Below are 14,719 nucleotides of genomic sequence, written 5' to 3'. Positions count from 1 at the left end.
TGAGTAATTAAATATTATCTATAAATCAGTCAATTAAGAAAAAACATAAAATAATCTAAACTTACCCCAATTCCGTTTTTTCCTACAAAATCAACAAAAAAGCCATGCAAACCTGCATGGCCAATCAATATTAGTGAACATTAACTAGGTTAAAAAAGAGCAGCTATTCGATTTAAATCAGATTGAATTGCACCAGCAGTTACTTCCCTTCCTGCCCCCGGGCCACGAATAACTAATGGATTATCTTTATACCATTTACTTTCAATCGCAAAGATATTATCGCAAGGTAATAAGTTAGCTAATGCATGATGATCAGAAAGAGCTTCGATACTTACTGTTGCACTGCCATCTTTATTTAAACGAGCAACATAGCGCAATACTTTCTGCTCTCTTTGGGCTTTTTCTAAACGCTCAAATAAGGCGTTATTGATCAGCTCACCTTTCGCTAAAAAATCATCCAAACTGACATCTTTCAATTCAACAGGAACGAGAGATTCTACTTTTACTTGAGTTGGTTCGATTTTCAATCCAGCTTCACGCGCTAAGATCACCAATTTTCTCATGACATCAGAACCATCTAAATCATTTCTAGGATCTGGTTCAGTTAGGCCTTGTTGCCAAGCGAGATCAACTAGCTCAGTAAACGGAACATCACCATTATATTGTTGGAACAACCAAGATAATGTCCCTGAAAAAATACCAGATAAAGCTATTATCTCATCACCACTTTCACGTAAATCCCTTACTGTGTGGTTAATAGGGAGTCCCGCTCCGACGGTCGCATTATATAACCAATGACGACCTGTTTTTGTAAACGCATCAATCACGGCTTGGTATTCATCGCTTGGTGCAGAGCCAGCCACTTTATTTGCAGAGATCAAATGTATCCCTTGCTCCGCAATTTTACTGTATTGCTGTGATAACTCTGGACTTGCCGTTACATCTAAAACAACAACATCATCGTACCCTTGAATTGCACCAATTTTTTCGATCCAATCAAAATTGTCATAAGGAACCGCTTCATCATCAAACTTTTCAACAATTGAGCCGCTATCTAAGCCATCGAAATCAAACCAATTACGATGGCGATCGATAACACCAATTAACGAAAATTGCATTCCGTGACGTTTTTCAAGATGGCGCTTTTGTTGAGTAAAAAGCGATAACCACTGAGATCCTATATTTCCATGACCACATAAGACTAAGCCTACTCTTTTTTGCGCTTGAAATAGGTGTGTATGCATCGCTTTAATAATTGACGTTGTATCCACTTTACGCAAAATCGCAACCAAGCTTAATCCTGATTCTGATTCACATACAAACTCTAATGGGCGATTCTTTAATTGATGATAAAAACCATGACTATGAATGGCATTACTTGTCACGCCAGCCCCAACGGCTGCCACCATTGAGTAGCCTTCCTTTAATTTAATTTCAGCATGTACCGCCGAGTTTTGTAGCACATCTAATGATTCATTAACGACTTCAGAGGTATACGCCAATAAAAGCGTATATTGATCATCTTGTACTTCCAATGCTAGAGGCTGTAACTGAGAACGAGTAAGTAAAGAAAGGACTTCTTGTTTTGCTCGTTCAAAATCTTGCCCACGACCAAAACCTAATTGGATTAAATACACATCTTCTAATGAAGTGACTATTTTTGCACCACGACCAGAAGCTAATACTCGCTCAATACGAGTAGAACCAGATTCAGGTTGATAACTACAACGCAAACTCAAATCCAATGCACTTTGCGCAACGGGTTGTAACGTTCTGCTGTGTAATACAGGAGCCGCTAATCGAGCCAACTCACTCGCTTCATCTAAACGCAGTAGAGGCAGTAAACAAGCATCTTCCACTTTACGAGGATCGGCACTAAATACTCCAGCGACATCACTCCAAATAGTAACGCGAGAGACTTCAGCCAATGCCCCTATCATGGTCGCTGAATAGTCAGAGCCATTACGACCAAGCAGAACGGTTTCTCCTTTTTGGTCGCGAGCCATAAATCCAGTAATCACGATTCGTCCATGGGGGTGCAACGCTATTTGATCTTTAAATAATGGCCATGATAATGCGCGATCAACCTCAGGTTGACAGCCTCGCTCTGCTCTTAAAAAAGAACGTGAATCTAAAGGTATCGCTTGCAAATCAATTTGATTTAAATAGGCAGAAAGTAATCGAGATGACCATACTTCTCCATGACCAAGAATATCCGCTTGTTGGACCTCAGTTAGTGGCGCGTGCAATTGGCCAATAGCAATCAGCTCTTTATGCAGTAGCTCAAGTAGTGGTTCCGCATTTTCAGCGCTAAGTAATTCTGAAATCAGCTCTTGTTGGTACTTACGTAAAGATTCCAAGATTTCATGTGCTAATCGGCCATCTTTTAATAAACCATCGAACCATTCTAAAATTCGGTTTGTCGTATTGCCCGCAGCAGACACGACAACCAGATCATGCTCACTTGAGTATTCTTTTAAAATAGTCGCGACACGACGATAGCATTCTGGATCGGCAAGGCTACTGCCACCAAACTTATGTAACTGACGTGGTACTAATCCTGTCATTACTTCACCTCTGCAGCAATAACGAAGGCTTGTTTCAGATCCGCGATAAGATCACGACTGTCTTCTAACCCAACAGAGATACGTAATAGTGTTGGAACTAAACCCGCTTCAGCTTGTGCTTCATCCGACATAGCTCGATGAGTCATGGTGCCAGGGTGAGCAATTAAACTTTCTACACCACCAAGAGATTCTGCTAGAGAAAAATATTTCAACGCTCTGACAAATACCTTCAATTGCTCTAATGAACCATTTAATTCAAAACTTAACATCGCACCAAAACCAGTTTGTTGGCGTTTTGCTATTTCATGACCAGGGTGCTCAGGCAAACTTGGATGATAAATTGTACCGACTAATTCTTGCTCTTGAAGACATTTCAATACTTCGATTGCATTCTCTTCATGCACTCGCATACGAGCACTAAGCGTACGAATACCACGCAATGTTAAATAACTATCAAATGCAGTTCCTGTGGCGCCAATACAGTTGCCCCACCATGCAAAATCGTCCGCATGCTCTTGGGTTTTAGCAATTAACACGCCACCAACGACATCAGAATGTCCGTTAATGTACTTAGTTGTAGAATGAAGAACAAAATCAGCACCAAGAGTTAAAGGCTGCTGTAATACAGGAGAAAGAAAGGTGTTATCTACGGCAACTAATGCACCGACTTTTGCGGCTTTTTGACAAATATTCGCAATATCTACCACACGAACTAATGGGTTCGATGGTGTTTCTAATAAGATAAGTTTAGGCTTTTTAGCTAATGCCGCATCCAGAGCATCTTCATTTGATTGGTCAACAAACAAAGTATTGAAGTCACCTTTATTGGCACGACTATTAAACAGTCTGTACGTTCCACCATAACAATCATGAGGCGCAACAATAAGATCATCAGGACCAAGTAACGCAGACACCATAAGATTAAGAGCCGCCGTGCCGCAGTTTGTAACAATCGCCCCCGCACCACACTCTAAATCAGACAAGGTAGTTTCAAGTTGGGTTCGGGTCGGGTTTCCTGAGCGAGCATAATCATACTTAGGAACATCACCAAATTCAGGAAAGCTGTAATTGGTAGATAAGTAGATAGGTGGCACAACCGCATTATGTTGTGAATCAGTTTCAATGCCAGTACGAACGGCAATAGTTGCAGGTTTTCTCTCGCTCATCATTTCCCTTCCAAACTGCTAAGCAGTAGTCTGATACCAATCAATTTAATGAGATATAAAGCAGTAATTTTCTACTCTTCTATCTCAGATGACTGATATAATCTAATCCATAAGTTATATTCTTCTACTCTACCATCACAAAATGAGACGTCAATACTTCTAGACGTCTATATATCTTTGCTTATAGCCGTAAATATCGCTAGAATTAAGCCATCGTATTTTAAACAACAATAATTCAGAACGAAGGTGAGCAATGGCTGATTGGAATGGTGACTATTTAAGTCCTTATGCCGAGCATGGTAAAAAAAGTGAACAGGTAAAAAAAATTACCGTGTCAATTCCAACGAAGGTACTTCAAATACTTACTGATGAGCGAACTCGTCGTCAAGTAAGTAACCTACGTCACGCAACAAACAGTGAATTGTTGTGTGAAGCATTTCTTCATGCTTATACAGGGCAACCTTTACCAACAGATGAAGATCTACGTAAAGACCGTCCCGATGATATTCCAACAGAAGCGAAAGCCTTAATGACCGCTATGGGCATTGAATTCGAAGCATTTGATGAAGAATAAGTAACTCTTTATCTCCTCCTGCTGTCTCCTCCTTCTTTTAAACAAATTAGGAGGATTACATTTCTATTTGCTTATTAAATAATCACAGTGCCCTACTTATAATTATAAAGGACTTACTGTGAAAAATAAGATAGCAAAAGCAGCAATAGCACTCGCTATTACTTCTATATTGAGCGCATGTAGCTCAACCTCAGAAACAACACAAATAACCTCTACCTATCAATGCAATCCACAAATGATGGAAGAAAGTAATCATTTACGCATCTACCAAATCATGGTGGAAAGCTTTGTTGATGGTGATAACAGCATTGGTCATGGCACAGGTTACGGCCCGAGTCATCATAATGGTGATCTACAAGGGATCATTGATTCATTAGATTACATTCAATCATTAGGTATGAACGCCATTTGGATGACGCCTATTTTTGAATCCGCACCAATTGAAGGCCAAGACCATTGGGCTGATAAGCTGGATGCAACCGGCTATTTCGCAACTGATTTCTTCAAAATTGATCCTCGTTTTGGCACATTGGAAAAGGCGAAAGAATTAGTAGAAGAAGCTCATAAACGCGGGATCTATGTCTTATTTGATGGCGTATTTGGACATCATAAAGAAGGGTTAATTAAGCCATCACCATCAGGCTTGCTTCCTAGTGGTAGCAATAATCCTGTTGATTACCCTGCCAGTGAAGATTTTTATTCTGAAGTCGCAGCTTATTGGATTTCTGAATTAAAAATCGATGGCTGGCGATTAGATCAAGCTTACCAAGTCCCTACAGAATCGTGGGTAAACATCAGAAAATCCGTTGATAACGCATCAAAAAACACAACGTATACGAATAATAAAGGTGAACAAGTTAACCCTCTCGGTTACATGGTGGCAGAGATCTGGAATAACGAAAACTACATTACAGAAACAGGTTATGGAGAAGAAGGGAACCCAGCATTATGCTCTGCATTCGATTTTCCTTTGCGTTTCCGAGTGACTGAAACCTTTGCAGTCAATGAAAGTAGCGTGGGAAATAAAGGGGGCGAATGGCTTAATGAGGGAATGCAAATGCATGAACTCTACCCTTCACACGCCACTCCAAATCTAATGCTAGGAAACCATGATGTCGTTCGCTTTGGTGATTTATTACAACGTGGTGATATTGCCGAGCCAAGTGAGAGTAATTATTGGTTACGTCATAAAGCTGCTCTTTCCTTTCAAGCTGCTTATACCGGCCCTATCACTCTTTATTACGGAGATGAAATTGGCGATCAAATTGATGGTTTCTCTAACAAAGAAAATAAAGACACTTGTGCCATTAAAGGGTTATGTGATGATCATATCGCTCGCTCATCCGCCAAAATAGATGACCTTACTGCAACACTAACACCTGACCAACTTAACTTAAAAAACTACGTCTCAGAGTTAATGACTTTACGTATTGAAAACCCAGCATTATCGGAAGGCGTTAGAACCAATATTATTGCAAATAAAGCGGTATATATAGACCATAAACAAACAGAGAATAATGCAATTATATTTATGGTTAGCACTCAAGAACAAAGCCAAACGCTTTCCCTTGAAGCTGAACAGATAGCGTCAAAAGGTAATTTAGTCGATTTATTAACAGGCCAAATATTTAGCCCTAACGAAGGTGTATATACAATTCCTCTATCTAACTTTGAAAGCCGCTTTTTAAAAATAGAAGAACCAAATGCAGCAGGTCCTAAAGCGACAGAAAAAGAAATCGCTCTGTATGGCAGTGGTTTTATGGCTCAATGTGATAATCCGACAATACCTGATACTAATGCCCCAATAAAAGAGACGTTATATCTCGTAGGTGATTTCTCCGATTCTCGCTGGAGTCATAAAGCACAACGTGCTTACCAATATAAAGGAAATAATGTTTATCAAGTGGTAGCAAATGAAAAGCGTGGGCCTTATAAAATGCAATACGCAACTAAAGATTGGGCTTCGCAATACACTGCCGATGGTTTATCTCCTAAGTTAGGACAAAACAATGCATTAATTAACGGCGGTTATGGACAAGATACGGCAATATACCTCCCAGAAGGGGGGGATTATGTTTGGAGTTTAGAGTTTACTCCCCAAGGAAAACCGAAATCAATGATGGTTTCTAAATGTAAATAAGCGAATAAAAACTGAACTAACTCTAGCTAATGAGGTCTATCATTAGCTAGATCACATTTCTGATTATTTCCCATTTTCTTTCTTTTCTCTATTTCCGCATTATTTCCGATTTCAAAATATCTTCCTACGTGACTCTTCTCTCATAAATAAATCCAATCCCTCCTACCAAGTGTGATTATTATCAACAGAAGACCTGTTGTTTAATCCCCTCATCCCTAAGCCTACGCCCTCTCTTTCATAAACGAAGGAGGAGTTAAACATCGTGATTTATTTTTAATCTATATCTCGTTCAATAACGACGACGATGTTTACTTTACTTCCCTACACTGCCTTAGTTGAGTAAACATTTTCAAATCAAAATATCCTTTAAAAAGGAAATAGGATTTTAAGATGAAAATGAATAAATACACTTTGCTTGCTGCCGCTGTTTCTACCGCATTACTTTCAGGTGCTGCATTCGCTGAAACAGAAGTTGCATTAGATGTTATCTCTGGTGATGAAGCCGCACCTAAAGTTGAAAAAGTTAATGGTACTGATGTAATTGCAGATGGTTGGGAAGTACACGGTTACGCGTCGATGAACTTCCGTATGGTTGATGGCGAAACAGTAGATACTGAATTTGGTAAACCAGATTACAAAACAGCAGGTACTCACGGAAAAAGTACTAACCAAGTTGAATTCGTAATCAAAAAACACACCGAGCATGCAAATGGTGTTTGGTCTGACTTTGTTGTTCGTTCTGAATACGGCAATGGTAACTCTTACGCTTATTCATCTCCAGGTAGCCAAAAAGACAACACAACAGCACAATTTGAAATCAAAGAAACTTTTGTTGAGATTGGCGGGCTATCATACTTAGGCGAGGACACTTCTATCTGGGGTGGTCAACGTTATCTAAACCGTTCTGCAAGTGCTCTATCTGGTGAGTTCTGGAAACAATCATCAGGTGTTGGTGCTGGTATCCAAACTAAGATCGCTGGTAACACAGCAGGTTTTGCTATTGTTGCAGCTGATACAGATGGTGATATTAATAACGGTCCAGGAGCAGACGGGCGACAAACACTAACATCTCATGACTTATACTATTACGGTGTTGATGTTGGGTTTGGTAGCTTAGATTTTGATTTCAAATACATTACTCAAGCTAACGTAACTGACGATGATGGTATCGGTGCTTCTATCACATTAAACTCTAGCTACTACGGCTTAGATGGTTGGTCACAAACCGCTATCGCTTACGGTAAAGGCGCAGCTCAAAACCGTGGTGTAAACTTTGGTAGCTGGTCAGGTGGTGATGACAATGCTGAATCAATTTTCTTCACTTCTGGTGGTGTAGTTAACATCTCTGAAAACTGGCAAATGGGTTCTGAAGTAACATACTTTGCTGCATTGGATGAGTTATTTGGTGCTAAAGATCTGAAACGCTACATTGTTGCAGCGCGTCCATCATACAAAGTAAATGATAATCTACGCTTAGAAGCGACTGGGTCTTATGCTCACGAAGAAGGTGCTGAAGGTTACTGGGGACGCACTGGTGATGATCTGAAGAGTGATATTATTAACGTTGAATTAGCTGCCGCATTTACTGTTAACGCTGATTACTTTGGTCGTCCACAAATCAAACCATATGTGAGCTACATTACTGCTGACGATGAAGCAAGTGCTAAACAAATTGGCATTAAAGATGGTAAGTCTGAAACAATTATCGGTGTTCACACTGAAATCTGGTTCTAATTACTTTAAAATTAAAGGCAGCCACATCGGCTGCCTTTTTGCGTTTATTTATCGAAATCATGGAGAGCCTTGATGAACACCAAAAAATTATTACTTAGCTTACTTGTCGGGCTTTCTTTAACCGCATGTTCTTCAACTAAAGCCATTCAAGAACCAATCGTTCCTATAGCCTCTTCAGAAGTGTGTTGCAGTGACTTTACTCAATTCCCGTGGATACAACTTAACAGTACTGAAGAGATCGATTTTCAATTAGATACTGATTCTCCTATTGGTCATTTCTCTGATGGAAATAGTTATTTTAATGCTTTTAAATTATCAGAACGTTCAGGAAAAGTGCAATTACGTCTTTCTAGTTTAATGATCAACGATTCGGTAGTTGCTCCGAAACTAATTGCTCTTGATGACCAATTCAATATTGTTAGTACGACAAGTTTAGATCAATTTGATATTAAAACGTCTGATGCTTTTACTCGTACTCAATTTCAATTAAATTTTGACCTTGATGCTTCGAAAACACCTTATTTTATTATTTATTCATCAGAGGCTTATTTAGGCCAATCAATAAAAATAAAGCACCCAGCAAGGATAAGAGCTGAAGAGCTAGGTGAAGCAATGCCAATGGTGACCGATCCTACTTATACCTATAAGCGCTTTGGAAAACTAAAACTATCAGTAAAAACACTGTCTCTACAGGCCTATAAGGTACCAGAAAAACAAGTAAAACCTATTACTCCATTAGCTCAACCAGAGACCCAAACGTTTTACAAAAACGCTATTATTGAAGCTGTAAATACAAACGATATAACGAAAGCTCTTGCCTTATTGGAAGAAGCAAAAGCATTAGGAATTAAAGACGCTGAAACTGTTTTTGTTAACGCATTAAAAAATAAAAAATAAACGGTAAAATATAAACAATAAAAAGCCTTTAAGGACCTACCTTAAGGGCTTTTCCTGCTGATAAAAATAAACAGAACGATATTTTTTAAAGTTAAATAAGTTCTAGTTAAGCCGGTCACAATATGTACTTATTAAATAATACTATTCTTATTTTAATTTATAAACCCTACTAATAAATATATGGAAATAATTAAACGTGAATAATATTAATAACACATTAAGAAAATCTTATTTGGCAAAATCTATTTTAACAATAATGACATCTTCAATACTTTTCGGCTGTAATGCTCCTTCTGATGATACAGATGTCCCTATTGAAAAAAATGACGCTATTAAGGTATATTTTAAATCAACATCTGATAATTACGATAATGCTAGCCTTTATGTTTGGAATGATGACGCTTGTGGTGCTTATGCCGGCGATACTTCTGAAGCTAGTGATTGGAATAAAGGACTAATTCCCGATGGTGAAGATGCTGAACTTGGCGTGTACTGGTCATTAAAGGCAGATAAAGAAAACGCATCTCAATGTATTAATTTTATTCCACGAGTTGGCGAAAATAATGATAAGCCATTAGCAAGCTTTAACGGTAAGGTCGATTTATCTCAAACCAATGCTGATGGTGAAGTATTCACGCAAGAAGGCGTTGCAGCGGTTTACCCTGAACTGATCCCAACAGGTGATATTCCAGCCAATCACGCTCGTGTATATATGAATACACCAGATGGTGATACGAACGCGTTCCGTCTTCATGTATGGAATGAAGGTAGCTGTACCAATCTCGATGATGACAGTTCAGCATGGCCCGGCATTGAATCTTCAGGTATCAGTGATACCTATGGCGTGTACTGGGATATTCCTGTAAACGGCACAGACAACTGCTTAAATATAATTCCAAATAATAAAAGTGATGGTGATTACCAAACTGCCAATCTAAAAATTGAATTTGATAAAACAACCGCTATTGGTAACGCTGCATTTATCTTCAAAGGAACCGATAAAGTCTATTATGAACCTTTCGCAAATAAACCAGAGAATGGGGTTGAGCTTTCAGGTGCAAGCGCTATTTTTGCCAGTGATGATGTTCTTTTAATTAATAGCAAAGACGCGACTAAAATAGAGTTATATTATGCAAAAAATGCTGGAATGACTTTTGATAGTAAAAGCAAAAAAATACTTGGATCTGATGACGTTATTAGCAGCGGTACATTAAGCAGATCCGAAGAGTGGAAAGGTTCAGAAGAAAAGCCACATCTAGCGTCTGATTTTATCGCTTTTGATATCGACTTTACTCAATCAGATATCACTTTAAAAGAAGCACTGAAAGGCCAATTGATACTAGTAGCATCAGACGCTACTGGTGTTATTAAAGCAACCGAAGTTCAAGCAGCAAGTGCGTTAGATTCACTGTACGCTAGTCAAGCCGTGAATGAAAAATTTGGTGCTATTATTAATTCAGATGGTAGTACAACTTTCCGTTTATGGGCACCAACCTCTCAATCTGTTGTTTTAGTCTCTTATGACAACAACAAGCAAGAGAGCAAAAAGATCCCAATGATCTTTAATCAAGCAACGGGTAGTTGGGTTGCTGAAAACACAGCACTTGCACATGGTGATTTCTATAAATACGAAGTAACCGTTTATCACCCAGCAACAGATAAGATTGAAACGTACCAAGTAACTGACCCTTACTCATTAAGTCTTTCTACCAACTCCGTATTCAGTCAAGTTATTGATTTAAACAATGCTGAAGTAGTGCCTACAGGTTGGAATAGCCTAACACCTCCCCACTCTCAAAATAACCCTACTGAATTTATTTTATATGAAGCTCACATCCGTGATTTCTCAGCACTAGACCAATCAACACCAATAAATAGCAGAGGTAAATACTCTGCCTTTAGCCAAGCAGATTCAGCTCCAGTAAAACATTTAAAGTCACTCTCTGATTCTGGCGTATCACACCTACATTTATTACCAACCTTTGATATTGCAACCATCAATGAAGACACAACTCAAGTTGCAAATATTGATGAATCCTTCACTAAGTTATGTGATTTGAAAACAACCATCAAAGACGATAAAGATTTTGGTAGCTACTGTAGCAGCAACGACAGTATCGCATCTGTGTTTACTGCCATGCTAGCAAAAGACTCTCCAGAGAATGCAGTAGTACAACGCTTAAATAGTTACGTAAGAGATATTGATGGCTTTAACTGGGGTTATGATCCATATCACTATACGGTTCCAGAAGGATCTTATTCAAGTAACCCAGACGGCATGACACGAATTAAAGAGTTCCGTGAAATGGTGATGGCAATAAAGAATGATATCGGCATGAACGTAGTCATGGATATTGTTTATAACCACACCAATGAAGCCGGTGTAAGCAATAAATCGGTTTTAGATCGCATTATTCCTTGGTATTACCAACGCTTGAATGAAGTGACAGGGAACGTCGAAAATTCAACCTGTTGTTCAAATACCGCACCAGAAAATGCCATGATGGGAAAATTAATCTCTGATTCATTAGTCGTTTGGGCTCAAGATTATAAAATCGATGCTTTTCGTTGGGATTTGATGGGACATCATCCAAAAACTCAAATCTTAGAAACGCTGGCTGCAGTTAAAGCCGTAGATCCTGAAACTTACTTTTATGGTGAAGGTTGGAATTTTGGTGAAGTGGGTAATGATCGTCAATTTACTCAAGCCACTCAAATAAATATGTATGGCACGGGCGTTGGTACTTTTTCCGATCGCTTACGTGATTCTGTTCGTGGCGGTGGCCCATTCGACTCAGAGATGGGATTACGTGAAAACCAAGGATTTGGTAATGGTGCCGCTGTACTACCTAACGAACAAAATAAAACAAGCAAAAAAACGGCACTGCACCTAGCTGATTTAACTCGCTTAGGTATGGCTGGCAACTTATCTGATTACCCTTTTGTTGACAGTAAAAACAAAAATATTAAAGGTTCAGAGTTAGATTACAACGGCCAACCTGCAGGCTACGCAAAAGACGCTTGGGAAGTACAAAACTACGTATCAAAACACGATAACCAAACTTTATGGGATAATAACCAATATAAAATTGGCTATAGTATTTCGTCTGAAATTCGAACTCGTATGCAAGCAATTTCATTGGCAACTGCAATGCTAGGTCAAGGGGTTCCATTTACACATATGGGCAGTGAGTTATTACGTTCTAAATCAATGCAACGTGATTCTTATGATTCAGGGGATTGGTACAACCGTGTTGATTTCACAGCACAAAACAATAACTGGGATGTGGGTTTACCTCGAGAAGATAAAGATGGAAATAATTGGACGGTTATTCAAGACGTAATAACTAATTCAGCCGAGAATGCCACCCCAACAACCGCGAATATTCAAGCAATGAAAGCCTTTTATGAAGAGTTTGCTTCATTACGTGCGTCTTCTGGCCTACTAACTCTAGGTCATGGTGAAGAGATCATTAAACGTGTGAAATTCCATAATACAGGCAGTAATCAAAACGTTGGTGTGATTGTAATGAGTATGGATAACAGTGGAAGCAACTACGATGCCTCGATTGACCAAAATCGTGATGGTCTAGTGGTTGTAGTTAATGCAACTCCAACAGCTCTCAGCGAATTTGCTAACTTTGACGCAACGGGTTATACACTTCATTCAATCCAAGCAACAAATGGCGCTAAATCAATTGCACGCAACGGTTCAGAAAACTCAAGTGTGACGAACAATAAGTTAAATACTCCAGCCTGGTCTGTTGCAGTTTTTGAAAAACTTCACCATTAATAACAAAAAATACAATAAGTAACCCCTAACAAAAAGGCTTCCTCATCAATGATGTAGGAAGCCTTTTTTATGCTTATAAGAAAAATAAAAAGCGACTTACGCTTCCATATAGTTCTCAGGCATTTCAATACGTGCTACACCTGAATCAACCGCTGCTTGTGCTACAGCTTTAGCCACACGAGGAAGTAAGCGAGGATCCATTGGTTTAGGAATGATGTAACCTTTACCAAATTCTAATTCATCAACACCTGCTGCTTTTAATACTTCAACGGGTACTGGTTCTTTTGTTAACTGACGAATTGCTTCAACTGCTGCTAACTTCATTTCATCATTAATCACGCTTGCACGAACATCGAGTGCGCCACGGAAAATGAATGGGAAACAAAGCACATTATTTACTTGGTTAGGATAATCAGAACGACCCGTACCCATAATTAAATCATTACGAACTTCATGAGCCAATTCTGGTTTGATCTCAGGATCTGGATTTGAACACGCAAATACAACCGGCTTATCGGCCATTAATTTAAGTGCTTCAGGTGGTAATAAGTTAGGACCCGATACCCCTAAGAATAAATCAGCGCCTTCAATAACATCTTCAAGCGTACGCTTGTCTGTGTTATTTGCAAAACGTTGCTTGTATTCATTAATGTCATCACGGCGAGTGTGAATAACACCTTTGCGATCTAGCATGTAGATTTTCTCACGCATCGCGCCACATTTAATCAGCATTTCCATGCAAGCAACCGCCGCCGCCCCCGCACCTAAACAAACAATGATAGCGTCTTCTAACTTCTTACCTTGAAGCTCGATAGCATTCAACATACCAGCTGCCGTTACAATTGCAGTACCGTGCTGATCATCGTGGAATACAGGAATATCACAACGTTCAATTAAACGACGTTCAATTTCAAAACAATCAGGGGCTTTGATATCTTCTAGGTTGATACCACCAAAAGTATCTGCAATGTTCGCAACCGTATCAACAAACTCATCGATAGTGCGGTGTTTCACTTCAATATCAATAGAATCCAAACCAGCAAAGCGTTTGAAAAGTAATGATTTACCTTCCATAACAGGCTTTGAAGCCAAAGGTCCTAAGTTACCTAAACCAAGAATAGCAGTGCCGTTTGAGATAACTGCAACCATGTTGCCTTTTGATGTGTACTTATAAACATCGTCTGGATTCTTTGCGATTTCACGTACTGGCTCTGCAACACCAGGGCTGTATGCCAGTGCTAAGTCTTCTGCCGTATCTGCAGGCTTAGTCAATGCAATTTCAATTTTACCCGGCGTTGGGTAAGCGTGATAATGGAGAGCTTGTTCGCGAAAATCTTCAGACATGGCCGTTTTCCTGAATGCTAATAATTATAGGAGGATTGTTTCAAAACAGTGAATAGTATAATAGTTGATCTAGCTCAAACTTCATAGTCCTCACTTACAAATCATACCAACAAAAATGGGGGCTTTAATGGCAGATTTTATTCCTTTATTTCAAACAAGAAAGTGATGCGACTCCGAATTTTAAGCATAAAAAAAGGAGTCCTATTGGACTCCTCTTTTATCGGAAATTGGTAATTATTTCTTAGAACCAATTGCACCGAAACGTTTGTTGAAACGATCAACACGGCCGCCAGTATCAACGATACGTTGCTTACCAGTGTAGAACGGGTGACATTCGCCACATACGTCTAGGTGGATTGTGTCTTTGCCTAGCGCTGATTTGAATTCAAATTCATTGCCGCAAGAACAAGTAGCTTTAACAGCTTTGTATTCTGGGTGGATACCTACTTTCATGGGAAAACCTTATAATTTAGGCCGTGTCGCCATCCGAATCTAAGCCGGACA

At 39.2% G+C, this 14,719-nt stretch carries 9 protein-coding genes; 5 read left to right on the top strand and 4 right to left on the bottom strand.

Features of this window, described 5'->3' with window-relative positions; genetic code table 11:
• Nucleotides 1–149: 149 nt before the first annotated feature.
• Together A6E06_RS15570 and A6E06_RS15565 are read right to left on the bottom strand one after the other, a co-directional pair.
• Complete coding sequence (locus A6E06_RS15570; protein WP_065594185.1) at nt 150–2,567, bottom strand: bifunctional aspartate kinase/homoserine dehydrogenase II; 2,418 nt, start codon at nt 2,565–2,567, stop codon at nt 150–152.
• Nucleotides 2,567–3,733, bottom strand: coding sequence for an O-succinylhomoserine (thiol)-lyase (locus A6E06_RS15565; RefSeq protein WP_065594255.1), 1,167 nt, complete (start codon nt 3,731–3,733; stop codon nt 2,567–2,569). Before A6E06_RS15565 ends, A6E06_RS15570 begins: the two co-directional genes overlap by 1 nt.
• Nucleotides 3,734–3,986: 253 nt before the next feature.
• Here A6E06_RS15565 and metJ point away from each other — a divergent pair, with 253 nt between their 5' ends.
• The 5 genes from metJ (at nt 3,987) to pulA (ending at nt 12,871) form a co-directional block, all read left to right on the top strand.
• Entirely contained in the window at nt 3,987–4,307 is a 321-nt protein-coding gene (gene metJ / locus A6E06_RS15560) for a met regulon transcriptional regulator MetJ (RefSeq protein ID WP_012551189.1), read from the top strand.
• 118 nt (nt 4,308–4,425) lie between these two features.
• The gene (locus A6E06_RS15555; protein ID WP_065594186.1) at nt 4,426–6,447 is read left to right on the top strand and encodes an alpha-amylase family glycosyl hydrolase; all 2,022 of its coding nucleotides are present in this window, start codon (nt 4,426–4,428) and stop codon (nt 6,445–6,447) included.
• 396 nt (nt 6,448–6,843) lie between these two features.
• On the top strand, nt 6,844–8,181 hold the full coding sequence (locus A6E06_RS15550; protein ID WP_172794768.1) for a carbohydrate porin: 1,338 nt from the start codon (nt 6,844–6,846) through the stop codon (nt 8,179–8,181).
• Between the two features lie 72 nt (nt 8,182–8,253).
• Nucleotides 8,254–9,078, top strand: coding sequence for a MalM family protein (locus tag A6E06_RS15545; protein WP_065594187.1), 825 nt, complete (start codon nt 8,254–8,256; stop codon nt 9,076–9,078).
• Between the two features lie 205 nt (nt 9,079–9,283).
• Nucleotides 9,284–12,871 carry a pullulanase-type alpha-1,6-glucosidase gene (gene pulA / locus A6E06_RS15540; RefSeq protein WP_065594256.1) on the top strand — a complete coding sequence of 1,196 codons (3,588 nt, stop codon included), beginning with the start codon at nt 9,284–9,286 and terminating at the stop codon, nt 12,869–12,871.
• 96 nt (nt 12,872–12,967) lie between these two features.
• Here the strand turns inward: pulA and A6E06_RS15535 are convergent, their stop codons facing one another.
• Nucleotides 12,968–14,215 carry a malic enzyme-like NAD(P)-binding protein gene (locus A6E06_RS15535; protein ID WP_065594188.1) on the bottom strand — a complete coding sequence of 416 codons (1,248 nt, stop codon included), beginning with the start codon at nt 14,213–14,215 and terminating at the stop codon, nt 12,968–12,970.
• 234 nt (nt 14,216–14,449) lie between these two features.
• A complete protein-coding gene (gene rpmE / locus A6E06_RS15530; protein ID WP_012551187.1) occupies nt 14,450–14,668 on the bottom strand; it encodes a 50S ribosomal protein L31 in 219 nt (72 codons plus the stop codon).
• Between the last annotated feature and the right edge of the window lie 51 nt (nt 14,669–14,719).

Source organism: Aliivibrio sp. 1S175 (assembly GCF_001690985.1).
Classification (GTDB): Bacteria; Pseudomonadota; Gammaproteobacteria; order Enterobacterales; family Vibrionaceae; genus Aliivibrio.
Note: the sequence above shows the minus strand (reverse complement) of the source record. Positions and strands in the feature narration are given on the sequence as shown.